The organism is Peribacillus sp. P4_B1 (assembly GCF_056402395.1).
This window is the reverse complement of sequence record NZ_JBFUHM010000007.1, coordinates 32,922-47,657: the sequence shown is the minus strand read 5'-3', so window position 1 is coordinate 47,657 and position 14,736 is coordinate 32,922. Positions and strand designations below refer to the sequence as shown.

At 41.1% G+C, this 14,736-nt stretch carries 19 protein-coding genes; 1 reads left to right on the top strand and 18 read right to left on the bottom strand.

Annotation, left to right across the window (positions count from 1 at the left end; all coding sequences use genetic code 11):
* Positions 1 to 34: 34 nt before the first annotated feature.
* The 18 genes from folD to AC1DVK_RS05625 all read right to left on the bottom strand — a co-directional run bounded on the left by folD (position 35) and on the right by AC1DVK_RS05625 (position 13,357).
* Complete coding sequence (gene folD, locus AC1DVK_RS05710) at positions 35 to 910, bottom strand: bifunctional methylenetetrahydrofolate dehydrogenase/methenyltetrahydrofolate cyclohydrolase FolD (protein WP_089361486.1); 876 nt, start codon at positions 908 to 910, stop codon at positions 35 to 37.
* 68 nt (positions 911 to 978) lie between these two features.
* Positions 979 to 1,371, bottom strand: coding sequence for a transcription antitermination factor NusB (nusB, locus tag AC1DVK_RS05705; protein WP_061463996.1), 393 nt, complete (start codon positions 1,369 to 1,371; stop codon positions 979 to 981).
* Positions 1,372 to 1,806: 435 nt separating this feature from the next.
* Positions 1,807 to 2,208, bottom strand: a complete 402-nt coding sequence (locus AC1DVK_RS05700; RefSeq protein ID WP_375166286.1) for an Asp23/Gls24 family envelope stress response protein — start codon at positions 2,206 to 2,208, stop codon at positions 1,807 to 1,809.
* Positions 2,209 to 2,245: 37 nt separating this feature from the next.
* Complete coding sequence (gene accC / locus AC1DVK_RS05695; RefSeq protein ID WP_284470244.1) at positions 2,246 to 3,598, bottom strand: acetyl-CoA carboxylase biotin carboxylase subunit; 1,353 nt, start codon at positions 3,596 to 3,598, stop codon at positions 2,246 to 2,248.
* Positions 3,599 to 3,612: 14 nt separating this feature from the next.
* The gene (gene accB / locus AC1DVK_RS05690; protein WP_410860374.1) at positions 3,613 to 4,110 is read right to left on the bottom strand and encodes an acetyl-CoA carboxylase biotin carboxyl carrier protein; all 498 of its coding nucleotides are present in this window, start codon (positions 4,108 to 4,110) and stop codon (positions 3,613 to 3,615) included.
* 623 nt (positions 4,111 to 4,733) lie between these two features.
* Positions 4,734 to 5,327, bottom strand: coding sequence for a SpoIIIAH-like family protein (locus AC1DVK_RS05685; RefSeq protein ID WP_089361489.1), 594 nt, complete (start codon positions 5,325 to 5,327; stop codon positions 4,734 to 4,736).
* 14 nt (positions 5,328 to 5,341) lie between these two features.
* Positions 5,342 to 6,010, bottom strand: a complete 669-nt coding sequence (gene spoIIIAG / locus AC1DVK_RS05680) for a stage III sporulation protein AG (RefSeq protein ID WP_061464001.1) — start codon at positions 6,008 to 6,010, stop codon at positions 5,342 to 5,344.
* A 7-nt stretch (positions 6,011 to 6,017) separates the two neighbouring features.
* Positions 6,018 to 6,626: a stage III sporulation protein AF gene (gene spoIIIAF, locus AC1DVK_RS05675; protein WP_061466141.1), complete on the bottom strand. Its 609-nt coding sequence runs from the start codon at positions 6,624 to 6,626 to the stop codon at positions 6,018 to 6,020.
* A gap of 18 nt (positions 6,627 to 6,644) precedes the next feature.
* On the bottom strand, positions 6,645 to 7,853 hold the full coding sequence (gene spoIIIAE, locus AC1DVK_RS05670) for a stage III sporulation protein AE (protein WP_089361490.1): 1,209 nt from the start codon (positions 7,851 to 7,853) through the stop codon (positions 6,645 to 6,647).
* A gap of 33 nt (positions 7,854 to 7,886) precedes the next feature.
* Positions 7,887 to 8,267, bottom strand: coding sequence for a stage III sporulation protein AD (gene spoIIIAD, locus AC1DVK_RS05665; protein WP_089361491.1), 381 nt, complete (start codon positions 8,265 to 8,267; stop codon positions 7,887 to 7,889).
* A 23-nt stretch (positions 8,268 to 8,290) separates the two neighbouring features.
* On the bottom strand, positions 8,291 to 8,494 hold the full coding sequence (spoIIIAC, locus tag AC1DVK_RS05660) for a stage III sporulation protein AC (protein ID WP_034308319.1): 204 nt from the start codon (positions 8,492 to 8,494) through the stop codon (positions 8,291 to 8,293).
* A 21-nt stretch (positions 8,495 to 8,515) separates the two neighbouring features.
* Positions 8,516 to 9,031, bottom strand: a complete 516-nt coding sequence (spoIIIAB, locus tag AC1DVK_RS05655; RefSeq protein WP_061464004.1) for a stage III sporulation protein SpoIIIAB — start codon at positions 9,029 to 9,031, stop codon at positions 8,516 to 8,518.
* A complete protein-coding gene (gene spoIIIAA / locus AC1DVK_RS05650; protein ID WP_477626022.1) occupies positions 9,024 to 9,956 on the bottom strand; it encodes a stage III sporulation protein AA in 933 nt (310 codons plus the stop codon). Before spoIIIAA ends, spoIIIAB begins: the two co-directional genes overlap by 8 nt.
* A 435-nt stretch (positions 9,957 to 10,391) precedes the next feature.
* A complete protein-coding gene (locus AC1DVK_RS05645) occupies positions 10,392 to 10,580 on the bottom strand; it encodes a hypothetical protein (RefSeq protein ID WP_477626021.1) in 189 nt (62 codons plus the stop codon).
* Between the two features lie 79 nt (positions 10,581 to 10,659).
* Positions 10,660 to 11,217, bottom strand: coding sequence for an elongation factor P (gene efp, locus AC1DVK_RS05640; protein WP_034308328.1), 558 nt, complete (start codon positions 11,215 to 11,217; stop codon positions 10,660 to 10,662).
* Positions 11,218 to 11,243: 26 nt separating this feature from the next.
* On the bottom strand, positions 11,244 to 12,305 hold the full coding sequence (locus tag AC1DVK_RS05635; protein ID WP_061464006.1) for a M24 family metallopeptidase: 1,062 nt from the start codon (positions 12,303 to 12,305) through the stop codon (positions 11,244 to 11,246).
* On the bottom strand, positions 12,306 to 12,752 hold the full coding sequence (gene aroQ, locus AC1DVK_RS05630) for a type II 3-dehydroquinate dehydratase (RefSeq protein ID WP_061464007.1): 447 nt from the start codon (positions 12,750 to 12,752) through the stop codon (positions 12,306 to 12,308).
* 95 nt (positions 12,753 to 12,847) lie between these two features.
* Positions 12,848 to 13,357 carry a YqhR family membrane protein gene (locus tag AC1DVK_RS05625; RefSeq protein WP_410860371.1) on the bottom strand — a complete coding sequence of 170 codons (510 nt, stop codon included), beginning with the start codon at positions 13,355 to 13,357 and terminating at the stop codon, positions 12,848 to 12,850.
* A gap of 333 nt (positions 13,358 to 13,690) precedes the next feature.
* Between AC1DVK_RS05625 and AC1DVK_RS05620 the strand changes: the two genes are divergently transcribed.
* Positions 13,691 to 14,650, top strand: coding sequence for a DUF1385 domain-containing protein (locus tag AC1DVK_RS05620; protein WP_477626020.1), 960 nt, complete (start codon positions 13,691 to 13,693; stop codon positions 14,648 to 14,650).
* Positions 14,651 to 14,736: the final 86 nt, after the last annotated feature.

The window sequence follows — 14,736 nt, the reverse complement described above, 5'->3', positions numbered from 1 at the left end:
AGGTCCGCTTCTTTAAAATAATTTAACGCTTTTTTCAGTTTTTCAATGCTTGCTTGTTCTGTTCAAGTGCTTTTTGGGCAGATTTGACCGTATTCTTCATAAGCATCGTAATCGTCATGGGACCAACGCCTTTAGGAACAGGTGTAATGAATGAAGCCTTATTTTTCACTTCATCAAACGCCACATCACCGCAAAGCTTCCCTTCTTCATTCCTGTTCATTCCGACGTCAATGACGACTGCACCTTCTTTGATATGTTCACTCGTGATCGTGTCCCTCTTGCCGACAGCGGCCACAACGACATCAGCTTGCTTGGTATAATACGCAAGGTCCTTTGTCTTTGAATGACAGTAAGTAACGGTTGCATTCGCATTTAAAAACATTTGTCCGGCTGGTTTTCCAACGATATTACTTCTTCCTACGATGACAACATGCTTACCTTCAAGGTCATAGTCGATATACTCAAGCATCACCATGACACCGTATGGCGTACAAGGTAAAAAGGCATCCTGCCCCGTCATCATCCGCCCAATATTAATCGGATGAAATCCATCTACATCCTTCTCGGGGGAAATCGCTTCAATGATCGCTTTTTCCTGAATATGTCCAGGTAACGGCAGCTGCACCAATATACCGTGAATACTGTCATCCTGGTTTAATTCATCAATGCTCTGAATTAATTCCTCCTGAGATAGTTCCGCAGGCTTTTTAATTAACACAGAATGCATGCCCAAATCTTCACAGGCCTTTTGCTTATGGCGTACATAGGTTTGTGAAGCTTGATTGTCGCCCACAAGGATTACAGCCAAACCCGGAACGATATTTTTTTCACGTAATTGCTGCACTTCCTTACTCATTTCCTGCCTAACTGACTCTGCAATTTCTTTACCATTAATGATTTGAGCTGACATGTGTATATTCCTCCCAAGATAATTTGCTAAAGAAATTGCTGAGAAAATCCTCGTTCAAGGCTGCAGCTTTAGCTGCCGCTTTTCACCTTTACTTTCGATAAAACGGCATTTACAAAGCTGCTTGATTGATCATCACCGAATTTCTTAGCAATTTCAATAGCTTCATTCATTGCAACACTTACAGGAACATCTTCACTGTGAATCATTTCATAAACCGCGATCCGCAGTAAATTCCGATCAATGTTCGCCAGTCTTTCCAACGTCCAGTTCTCTAAATTGTCCCTGATCATTGCATCAAGTTGTTCACGATTTTCCGTTATTCCCATTACTAATTTCTTGAAATATTCATCAGTAGGAGCACCATCCAGTACGCTTTCCATTGCTTCTTCTGCATTCGACTTGGCAATATCTATCTGATATAGTGCTTGAAGGGATTTTTCACGGGCTACTCTTCTTTTCATAATCTTACTCCTTTAACATCTACTATTATATATGAAAATGCTAGAACAAACGAACATTAAATAATATTTTTTGAAAAATATTAAGATTTTCGCTGTTTTTTTTATAAATTAAGCTAATCTCACTAAAATTAAGGCCAAAAGACTCAAACACCTTGATTCAAGACAACATCTCAAGATTCATTTCCAGTTAAACGGCCAACAAAGTCCCATACTTTTTTAAAGTGTCAAAAAGCTCTTGCCTAGCTTTCATGCTCATATTTCACCTTTTACACTCTAACAGAAATCACCCTTGAATTAAAGGGAAACTTCCAGACACCGCCTTATTATGTTCATTTTACGTAATATTATAAGCCGGGTATCATCGAGTCAAAAATTCCAAAAACAAAAACCCGGCTTTTTGCCGGGTTTTTGCAGGTGTGAATCGAATGAAGCCACTTACACTTCTTGTTCGTGATCCGCTTCTTGTTTAGCGTTTTCAAACGCAATGCCTACTACATGAATGTTCACTTCACCCGCGTCGATAGCGGTCATATTCAACAAAGCTTCACGAATGTTATCTTGAACTTCCTGAGCAACTTTCGGAATCGAAACACCAAATTTCATGACACAATAAAGTTCGACTTTGATGGATTCTCCCGATAAGTCCACTTTAACACCTTTACCGTGATTCTTTTTACCAAGCTTTTCAACAACACCTGTAGCGAAATTCCCGCGCATATGTGCAACACCTTCAACTTCCGATGCAGCGATACCCGCAATTACCTCTATCACCTCAGGTGCAATCTCCACTTTACCCAGCCCATTATAATCATTCATTTCGAGTAATTGGCCTTCCATTTCATTCATTCAAAAGCACCTCCTGTCTTCCTTTACATTATGAGTTCATTACATCATATATTTCAAGGAATTTGGTATTAAATTCTCCGGAAACAAATTGTTCATGCTGAAGTAACTTAATATGGAAAGGAATTGTCGTATTGATACCCTCAATGACAAACTCTCCTAAAGCGCGTTTCATCTTCTCAATCGCCTCGTCCCTCGTCGGTGCATGGACAATCAATTTAGCGATCATGGAATCGTAATACGGCGGTATCGAGTACCCAGGGTATGCCGCAGAATCTACACGCACTCCGTAGCCGCCTGGGGGTAAATACATGTGAATTTTACCTGCGGAAGGCATAAAATTCTTTTCTGGATTTTCTGCATTGATCCGGCATTCGATAGACCATCCGTTAAAAGTCACATCTTCTTGTGAAAGTGATAGTTTGTCACCTGAAGCAACTTTGATCTGTTCTTTAATCAAATCCACGCCCGTTACCATTTCTGTAACTGGGTGCTCAACCTGGATACGTGTATTCATTTCCATAAAGTAGTATCTTCTATTCACATAGTCATAAATAAATTCAACTGTACCTGCACCTGAATAGTTAACGGCAAGAGCAGCCGTAACTGCAGCCTGCCCCATTTCCGCCCGTGTTTCACCATCAAGGGCTGGAGATGGAGTTTCTTCAACAAGTTTTTGCAAACGGCGCTGAACCGTACAATCACGCTCGCCTAAATGTATGGCGTTGCCATGATTATCTGCCATGACCTGGATTTCAACGTGACGGAAGTCCTCAATGAACTTTTCAATATACACGCCTGGATTCCCAAATGCCGTCGCGGCTTCCTGTTGCGTGATGTTTATGCCTTTGATGAGATCCTCTTCGGTCCTTGCAACGCGGATACCTTTACCGCCACCGCCAGCAGTAGCTTTGATGATGACTGGATAGCCCATTTCGTTAGCTAGGGCTACACCCTCATCCGTATCTTTAATTATGCCTTTAGAACCGGGAACGATCGGTACACCAGCTTTGCGCATGGTTTCCCTTGCTACGTCCTTTGTTCCCATTTTATTGATGGCTTCTGGGCTAGGACCGATGAAAATGATATTACATTCACGGCATAGCTCAGCAAAGTCGGCATTTTCAGCAAGGAATCCATATCCAGGGTGAATCGCATCAGATCCCGTTTTCTTGGCTGTACTGATTATGTTCGTTGTATTTAAATAACTGTCTTTTGATAATTTAGGACCGATGCAATATGCTTCATCAGCAATTTGAACATGTAATGCTTCTTTATCCGCTTCTGAATAGACCGCTACAGTCTCGATCCCTAACTCTTTGCATGCCCGGATGATTCGGACTGCAATTTCCCCACGATTGGCAATCAATACCTTTTTAATCATTTAGAAACAGCTCCTCATTCCGGCTTTACTAAAAATAATGGTTGGCCATATTCTACAAGTTGACCTTCTTTTACAAGGACTTCAACGATTTCACCGGTTACTTCGGCCTCGATTTCATTGAAAAGTTTCATAGCTTCCACGATGCAGACAATGGAATCCCCTGTTACTTTATCGCCTGCTTTTACATATGCAGGAGAATCCGGTGATGGAGATTGGTAGAAGGTCCCTACCATCGGAGAAGTGATTTTATGTAAATTTTCCTGTTCCGTGACGGCAGCAGCCGGTTTTGCAGGTTCAACAGCTTTTGGCACTACAGGGGCAGGGGCCGCTGCGGGCTTGACCTCTACAGCTCCATTGGCTTGAACAACTTCTGGAGCAGCTGCTGGGTGTAATACTGTACCCGCTTCAGTTTTTTTCAATTTAATTTTCGTTCCTTCATTTTCAAAAACGAATTCACTGATATTTGATTGATCGACTAGCTTAATTATTTCACGAATTTCTTGCACTTTCATTTTGTGGCACCCCTTGTCTAATTTAATATGAGTTTGTGAGGCAATAATATTTTATGTAACCTTTTACCTTTAGCTTATCCTACCTTGTCCATTTATGCACAAAGTAGTCGCTTTCTCCATGCGAAAGCGAATAAACTGAATACACTGTCATCTGTATTATAACAGATGTTTCACTTTCTCAAAATATTGTTTCCTTTAGAAAATTGAAAAGTTTATGACCAGCTTCTAACATCATACAATATTAGCTTATACAAATTCAATGATAGATTAGTTGCAGCTTGAAATCCATACTTCTATATTACACCTATATTATAATATTGTGAATAATTATAAACTGGATCCCCTCAGCGTTTTCACCTGATTTTTGCGAATTACCCCTGAAATAACAGCTATAAATTTTAGTATAATTACTTTTCTAGAATATTACTGAGAATTATAGTCACCATTTCTATTTGAGTTCTTGATATAAATAGACATAAAAAAACTTTTCCTCTAAAGTTTCCCGATTGGATGATCGCGAAAAAAGCTTAATAAAAAAAGCCACCCTTTTTTTATTAAGGGGGACTTTCACATTTTCATGATTATGAACTGTTGTGCATCAGCTCTTTCATCTGTATGTGAGATTACTTTTCCGGTTGAAAATCGACCACTACATTTTGTGCATCGCTCACTTCTTTCCTTACGAGGCGGATAATGTTATTGGCCTCTGTTTTCGTCTGTTTATCGGCCTTGACACTCACCTTTACATCCGTTCCATCCACACGGACAAGTGCGGCATTGTAATCCATGGCCACTATTAAGTTTTCGATGATATTTTCTTTTACCTTCGTTTCACTTAATTGTTCGATTTTCGCATAGGCCTCGTCTCTTTCCTCAGAGGAAAGCTCTGTGTTGCCCATCTTTGCAGTCAATTCTTCATTCAGCTTCGCCCGTTCATCTTCAATCTGCAACCTTAACGATTCAAATTCATCCCCTGATGCAATGGTTACAGAAGAACCTTCTGTATTTTTGGCCGTTTCTTTTTCACTTTTATTTTCCCCTTTTGGATCAGCTTTGCTTTCTGTTTTACTTTCTGTTTTATTTTCTGCCTTTTCCATTTGTTCTGTTGCCGTCATATCTGCGGCATTTTCCTCTGGAGCGGTTAAATAATAGACTGAAAGTACAACGACCAGACTTAGCATAGTCAATAACCAAACGGTTTGTTTTTTTAATAACATGTAGATTTTCCCCCTTATTTTTTAGGCATGACAGAAACCCGGTGACTCGGTACATCCAGTGAACGTGTGACAGCTTCGATGATCCACTTCTTTATTTGAATGTTTTCGGCTCCTTTAGCGACTACGAGGACTCCTCGTACACTAGGCTTTTTCGTTTCCGAAATGATCGGTCCTTCTTTTTCACCGCTTTTGACCAAAACGAGCTGTTCATCAACCGATGTGTCTTCGACCGTCCTTTTGCCGCCTTCCTTGTCGGTTTCTTGTGTGACTTGTTTTTGGGTGACTTTGTTTCTTTCATATACTTTTTTCTCGGATGCATCCACATAGATTACGACTTTTACATCTTGGACGCCTGCGATGGATTCAAGCGCTTCCTTCATTTCATTCTGAAGATATATTTCATAATCTTTTGTCGTCTTGAATTCGGATTTCTTCTGACCGAATGTTTCAACCTCCCCTTCATCGTCCTGTTTATCATTATTGAATACAGTCTTCACTTCAGGTGTTTGTCCCGTCTGGTTGGTGGTTAACAAATTCCCGGCCATCATAATTCCCGCTCCCAAAAGGACAACTATTAGAGCATAGACATACAGGGAAGGTTTTTTTTCCTTAGGTTCTTTTTGGTCAGGGTCTTTATTTAATAGTTTTTGCAGCCAGGATAACGGACCTTTGTCTTTGTTCAATACTCAGTCACTTCCTTTCCCCGGCGATTTCAATGATCTCTTCATCAACGGACCAACTTGTTGCCAGAAACCTTTTCACAGCATCAAGATTGGCATCATTCGAAGAGGATAGTTTCTCTGCATTGATATCAACCTTCGCTACTGCCTCTATCCCCGAGTCTTCTTTCCCTTCTGCCTTTTCCAATGATATCGTTATGTTTTGCAAATCATCAGCGCTCGGTTCTTCCTCATTTTTGACCCCTACATCAATTGAACTAATCTTCATGTTATAATCCACCATCAGCTCCTCTTCCACTTCTGCCTGTAAGTCAACAGCCATTTGTTTTAAAATATATGCACCCTGGGTAGCTTGTATTTCTTTTTTCTTCATTTCTGTCAAATTTCCTAAATCTTTTTTTTTCTGCTCTTGAAATTCACTTGTAGCCGCAGAGAGGATTTCGTCGAAATCCTTATTGAATAATCCCAATATAGGAGTGATGATGATTGCAATCAGTAAAAGTCCGATTACCATTTTGGCATACTTCTGTAAAGCTGAATTCGGAAGAAGCATATCGATCACAGTAGCCAGCAATACAAATATGATGATGTTAGATACCCAGCCAGCTAAAAAACTCACCAAAGCCCTCCTCCTTTCTTAACGAACCATCAGTGTAATGTTTCCAGAAGCGATAATTACAGTGATACTTAAAAAGAACATGAGTGAGACAATGGCCAGTGCTGCGAAAATATAGATCATGCTTTTACTTATAACGTCAAGACATTTTATTACAGGCCCTCCGCCCAGCGGCTGCAAAAGACTCGCTGCCAACTTATAGACAAAAGAAATCATCAAGATTTTTATTGCTGGAAATGTGGTTATGAGCAAGAGAATTATGACACCTGACAAGCCCACTGTATTTTTCAGCAGAACGGAGGCACTAATGACCGTATCCGTTGCATCAGTAAACATGCGCCCTATTACCGGTATAAAGTTACCTGTCACGAATTTGGCCGTCCTGATCGTCACTCCGTCTGCTACAGCGGAGGATGCTCCTTGAACGGATATGACACCAAGGAATATGGTCATGAATGCACCTAGTATCCCGATAGCAAAATTTCGGAGAAGTTGTGCCAACTGTGTCACTTTATAATGTTCGGTCAATGTGCTGACAATGCTTAAAATCGCTGCAAAGAATAAAAGAGGGAGGACGACAAACTGGATCAAGATTCCGCTTGTATTCATTAAAAACATTAAGACCGGGTGAAAGAAAGCTGCTGATACAAGTCCTCCTGAAGCGGCAATTAAGGCCAAGAGTAAAGGGATGAGCGCCATTAAAAAGGAAATCATCAAATCTATCGTATCCTTTGTATATTCAATCGCCACATGAAAACTGTTAAGTGCCAAAATGATCAGCACCATATAAACGATTGCATAAGCGACCTTACTAACGGAGCTTTGTTCGAACGCGTTCTGCAAAGACTGCAGGAACATGCTGAAAACGGTTAATAAAATGAGTGAGCCCAGCAGCTTACCATTCACAAGCAGTTCATGAAAAATGAATTTTGTAATTCCCTTTATCCATTGGTCAAAGGAGAATTTCTTATCACCGCTTACAAAATCCATGAAGCTCCCCTTCTGGCTTTCCGGTAAGAACCCTCCATATTCCGTAACGATGTCATCCCAATATTGTTTGAGCTCATCGACACCCAGCCTGTCTATTTGGGCTTGTACCAATTCGGTCTGCATGATCGGCTCTTGATCGATTTCACCATTTTCTGGATTTTCGGCGGCTTGTCCAATAGATGGATGCAAAAAAAAGAGTAAAACGAATAGAATGGATAAGTAAGGCATCCGCTGCTTCATACATTCACCTCATTGACTAGTAGGAGTGATCCGTTAACTTGGGAGCATCTGCAAAATCGTTTCGATAATGACCGTCAAAATCGGAATCGCCATGGCAAGAATCAAGATTTTCCCGCTCAATTCTATTTTGGAAGCGAGCGACCCTTGCCCTGCATCTTTTGTAATTTGAGAAGCGAATTCAGCAATATAGGCAATTCCGATTATTTTTAAGATGGTCTCTAAATACACGCTATTTACATGCGCATTCACTGCAATTTTTTCTAACATTAAAATGATTTCGTATATTTTATCCGCTAAAAAAAGAAAAATGGAGCAGCCTACAAAAATGACGAGCAGGAATGCGAAATTTGGTTTTTGCTCTTTGACGATCAAGGCCAAAAAGGTGGCAACTAGGGCAATGGCCACGATTTTTATGATTTCAATCGCGAATCCCTCCCTTACTGAAATAGGAATACAGATTTAATTTTTTGAAATAAATCCTCCACTACAGAAGCTACCATGAATAAAATATAGATAAATCCGAAAAGTGTCACCCACTGGGCATATTCCTTCTTCCCAACCTGATCGAGTATTGTGTGAAGAAATGCCACAACTAGCCCCACACCTGCTATTTTAAATATGATGTCCACATCAATGCCCATTTTCATTCCCCCCACATATTCCTACATCAGCAAAATGATCAATAATAGCCCTGATAAAAAACCAAGACTTTTCATCATTTTTTCATACTTTACCTGTCGGTCGAGCGCATCGCTCTCTTCTCTTTCCAAGTGTGCCATCGTTAGCATGATTTGCTTTTGCTGATGATATTTATCGCTTTTTCCAAGCGTCTCCCCAAACTGTGAAAGTATCTCGAATTCCCCCTGTTTTAAAGCAAGGGATTGCCATATTTTCTTCAAACTATCAACCCATGCTTCTTTGACGGTGGTCTCACCTGACTCGAGTCGAGTTGCAAAGGTCTCGAAAAAGATGGATAAAGGTTTGGCCATCTGCTTAGACAGTTTCCTCGCTGCCTCTTTCAAAGGTGTATGACCATACATGATTTCAGCTTCGAGCGATTGCATGGCGACTTTCAGCTGTCTCAATTGACGAGGCCTCATACTTAATTTTTTCGCAGCTTCGAAACCCGCCCATGTCGTTGCTATAATGATTATCGCTGCTCCAATTATCTTAAACATGCGGGTTCACACCTTCTCCCAAGAAAATAGGAACCCCCGCTGCATCAAGGACTTTATAGCTCCTTTTTCCGGATTTGCTTCTCTGTAATTCTATAAAACGTTCAAAGATGTTTTGCTTTAATATTTCGGCGATAAAAGGACGCTTCTTAATTTCATCCAATGTATGGCCATGTGTAGTTATCATGAGTTTAATACCTGCATTAACTGCTTCGAGCACAGCTTGTGTATCCTCAGCGCGGCCTATTTCATCCACGATCAATACATCCGGGGACATCGAACGGATCATCATCATCATCCCTTCCGCTTTAGGACATCCATCGAGCACATCCACCCTTGTTCCAAATTCGAGCTGCGGCACGCCATGAACACATCCGGCAATTTCTGAGCGCTCGTCCACTATTCCCACCTTTCGAGGGGGAATTCCCCGTTTTTCATTTCCACTGGATATCATTCTTGCAATATCACGCAATACGGTCGTTTTTCCTGTTTGCGGAGCACCGATCAACATTGTATGTTGCCATTCCCCATTATATAAATAAGATGTTAGCGGTTCAGCAGCACCTATTTTTTCACGTGCAATCCGAATATTGAATGAGGAAATGTCCCTGATCGCTTTGACCGACCCATTTTCCAGGATCACCTTGCCAGCAAGACCCACCCGGTGTCCGCCCGCTATAGTTATATATCCCCGCTTTAATTCTTCCTCAAGTGTATATAACGAAAATTGACCGATTTGATTCAATAATTGATCTGCATCCGAATGGGTCACTTCATAGGAAAAGAAGAAAGGTTCCCCACCCACAATGACCTCAAGCGGCCTTCCAACTCGAATCCGCAGCTCTTCCATCTTCTCGATCATCATCGGTGTCATGCCCCGGAGTTGCTCGTATAATTTTTTCGGTAAAAATGAAAGAATCGTTTCCATTTTGACAATCCTCCTGTATACACCACTTTCAATAAAATATATGCCGACCAAACCGTAATGATGACAGGCTAATAAAGAAACAGACCATTTATTGAACTTTTTTATATCCTTCGGAATAAGGACCAAAAAAAGACCGAGAAATTAATCTCGATCTCAAGCTGTAGACAAATTCGAAGAAAGCGAGTTTGTCTACAGCTTTTTTATGACTTGTACAATTTGGACGTTGATTAAACGTAGGGCACTCGCTTTCCGCGGGCGGTCCACCCTCGGCGCCATTGCGCCTGCGGGGTCTCCCTTGGACACGCTTTTCCCTTAGTAGTCTCGTACCTTCCGTTCCCAATCAACTTTGGTTTAACATTAAGATAGACCTACAGTCTTTTAAAATAGATGGATGAAAAAACTTGAGGTGAAAAGGATTCTTTTTAAGCAGCGGCTTCAGCTTGAAATGATTACTTTAGACCGACTGGTGCCAGCTTGTAAAATGGAGATTAAACTGATGGTCTTTACTTTCTGTACACTGTGATAAAAATGAACAAGTTGCACAAAAGGTAGTGACACGCCATATTTGGCAAGAAGAAGCAGATCATCTGCGTCATCATGAAGTCCAATCCAATAAAAAATCAAAAAGGTTTCGGAATGAGACCATTCCGAAACCTTTTTGTCTACAACTGAAACCGAGATATTAATCTCGGCCTTCTTTCATTTATGCACGTGATACGTAAGAGCCTTCATTTGTATTGATCAATAATTTGTCACCTTGGTTGATGAAGAATGGAACTTGAACCGAAAGGCCCGTCTCAAGTACGGCTGATTTCGTTCCGCCTGAAGATGTATCGCCTTTTATTCCCGGCTCAGTTTCCGCCACTTCCAGTTCTACAGTGTTCGGAAGCTCTACCCCAAGTGTTTCGGCTTGGAAAGTCATGATATGGACTTCCATATTTTCTTTAAGGAATTTCAATTCACGTTCAATGCTTGAAGCTGGCAGCTCGATTTGGTCATATGTTTCGTTATCCATGAATACATGGCTATCACCACTTGCATAAAGGTACTGCATCTTGCGGTTTTCGATATGTGCTTTAGCGACTTTTTCACCAGCACGGAATGTTTTCTCTTGGATTGAACCTGTACGAAGATTACGAAGTTTAGAACGTACAAAAGCTGCACCTTTACCAGGTTTAACATGTTGGAACTCAATAACCTGCCAAATTCCATTATCTACTTCAATCGTAACACCCGTGCGAAAATCGTTTACAGAAATCATAAATTTGTCCTCCTACATGTACATGTTTACAGAATGATTAACTCTTTCGTTGAATGAGTAAGTGCTTCGTTACCTTCAATTGTAACGATTGTATCATCTTCAATCCGAACTCCGCCAACACCCGGTAGGTAAATGCCCGGCTCGACGGTTACGGCCATACCTGGTTCTAAAATGATATCAGACCTTAAGGATAATGCAGGACCTTCATGGACTTCCAGACCGATTCCATGTCCAGTCGAATGTCCAAAATACTGCCCGAATCCCTTTTCTTCAATTAAATTACGAGTTAGTGCATCCGCTTCCCTGCCCGTCATCCCAGGTTTAATCCCAGCCATTCCGCGCAGTTGCGCTTCTAAAACAATGTCATAAATGTTAATAAGTTCTTCACTCGGCTTGCCAACTGCTAATGTCCGAGTTATGTCAGACACATACCCGTTATAGTATGCTCCGTAATCCAATGTGACAAAATCGCCTTTTTCAATGATTTTATCCGTAGCCACTCCATGCGGGAGAGCTGACCTTACGCCAGATGCTACGATAATATCAAAGGAAGAGGAAGTTGCCCCCTGTTTCCTCATAAAGAATTCAAGTTCATTGGATACATCCAGTTCTGAAATCCCTGGACGCATGTAATCCAGAATATGTGTAAAGGCAGCGTCAGCAATAGCAGCCGCTTCCTTTAATATCTTAATCTCTGATGAAGTCTTTATCAAGCGTAAATTCTCAATAACTCCAGACACCGGCAAAAGTTGTCCTTCAATGGCCGCTTCGTATGCCTTATATGTGGCAAAAGTCAGATGATCTTGCTCAAAGCCCAGTGTGCCGATCTTCATTTCTTTAACTTGCTTACCGACCTCTTCGGTGATGGTTCCTTTGTGCTGGACGATTTCATAGCCCGTAGCCTGCTTTCCTGCTTGTTCCACGTATCTGAAATCAGTGATGAATTTAGCTTCATTTTGGGAAATCAGGACGACGCCTGCACTTCCGGTAAAATTGGTCATGAATCGGCGGTTATATGTACTGGTGATCAATAAACCATCAATGCCCACCTTTTCCATTGAGGCTCTTAAGCGCATTAGTTTATTCATTTACTTTCTCCCCTTTGCAATCTTTGTGATCGCCTGCAACGCCAATTCATATCCGTGTATCCCCAAGCCGACAATCTGTCCCGCCGATACCGGCGCGGTCACCGATTCATGCCGAAAGCTTTCACGGGCATGTATGTTCGAAATATGCACTTCCACAACTGGAACATCAATTCCGGCTATTGCATCACGAATCGCATAGCTATAATGAGTAAAAGCTCCAGGATTAATGATAATCCCGTCGATCCCCTGATCCTCTGACCAATGGAGCTTGTCGATAATCGCCCCTTCATGGTTAGTTTGAAATGAGGTTAGTTCCACATTTAACCCTTGAGCTTGCTGATGTAATAGAGCTTCCACATCCGCAAGTGTCGAGGATCCATAATGCGCAGGTTCCCGCTTCCCCAAGCGATTTAAATTCGGACCATTGATTAGTAAGATTTTTGTCATCATCAAACACCTGCTCATCATTAAAAGAATGCTTTCCATGAACATTCTATCATAATTACAAATTGTCTTACTACTTTTTTACAACCAAGAAGCAATCAGCTTTCCGATTGCTTCTCGGCCTTGTTTTTATGACGTAGATATTCCTGATGATCATATGATATGGAATACCCTACAAAAAGACCGTATAAAATAAAAATGCAGACACTGGTTATAATCGAATTTGACGACATTTTTGAAATGGTTGGCAAATCGGCGAACATCGGTTTCAGGACAAATACCAGCAAAAACCAGCAAACCACTCCAAAAAAAATACCCGAAAAGATACTCTTCACCCTTTTAAAAAGACTATAGTAGATAAAAGCGATCCCCACGGATAAAATTCCGAACAAAAGTATGGTCATTACCGTACCAAGCCAGTGATCGATCCAGGCCATATTCGACCACGACGTAAGTATGAATTTTGGGCTAAACCCCATAAAATTGACATAATGGGCTATGATTCCAATTAAACTGGCTGCAGCCCCCCCAACGAAACCGATAGCTAGTACATTGTAGATCGCACCTTGATTTTCCTGTTGAATTTGTCCATTTACATTAGAAGACATATCAAGCACCTCCGCTACGTAGTATGCCCTTTGTTAAATAGAACTATTTTTTTTTATTCTTAGGGAGGAGAATCACTAGAGGTTTTGTGATTTATTCTGTATGATTAAATCATAAATAATGTACTTTTTTCAGAGGAAAATACCCATCCTCTGTTGAAGTTTATAATGTACACAGGATACTACCTTCCTGTGATTCAACATTCATAAAGTAATTGCAGGGATAAAGCCGCCATTTAAATTTTGGAGACCGTCTTTATCCCTTGTGATACTTGATAATAAACATGTTAGCACCCAAGAGAGAGCTACGTGAATAACTATTAGGTTGGTGTAGAAATGTCTGAGGTCCAAAAACCCGTTTATGGAGGGCAGGCTGTTGTGGAAGGCGTCATGTTTGGCGGCAAACATCACACAGTCACTGCGGTACGCCGCAAAGATTCAACGATTGTATATTATCATCTGCCGCGTGAAACGAAACCTGTTGTCAACCGCTTAAAAAAAGTACCGTTTCTAAGGGGTCTCGTATCACTGATTCAGTCAAGTGCCATCGGTGCAAAACATCTGAACTTTTCCACTGAACAGTATGAAGAAGAAGAAGAAGAAGGGGAAAAGCGGGACGAAAAGAAAAAAGAAACTAAAGAATCTTCTAAATTAAGTGTATGGCTTGGAGTTGCCGTAATCGGTGTCCTTTCCTTCCTATTCGGGAAGCTGCTTTTCACTTTGATTCCCGTATTTCTTGCCGCATTGACAAGACCCATCTTCAGTGGCCAAATAGAACAGGTTTTAATCGAAAGCTTGTTCAAGTTGATATTATTGCTGGTATACATTTACTTGGTATCCATGACTCCATTGATCAAGCGGGTCTTTCAGTATCACGGTGCAGAGCATAAGGTGATCAATTGCTTTGAAAGCGGAAAAGAATTGACCGTAGCAAATGTGCAGGCAAGTTCACGCCTTCATTATCGCTGTGGCAGCAGCTTTATTTTATTTACAGTCATTGTTGGCATGTTTGTCTATATGCTTGTTCCAATCGATCCATTATGGCTCCGTGTCGTGGATCGCGTTTTGCTTATCCCCGTAGTGCTTGGCATAGCCTTCGAGGTATTGCAGTTGACCAACAAAGTAAGAGATATTCCAATTCTGCGTTACCTTGGCTACCCTGGCCTTTGGCTTCAGTTATTGACAACCAAAGCCCCTACCGACGATCAAGTCGAAGTTGCATTGGCATCCTTCCATGAACTGTTGAGGATGGAAAAAAAGACCGAAAAAGGTTTAGAATCCGATGTTATTGTGTAAAACACCTATACACATTTTGATGATGAAAAGTCATATACTAAATTAAGGGAATAATCTTCATTAATTTCTAGTATTTTACATGGGTA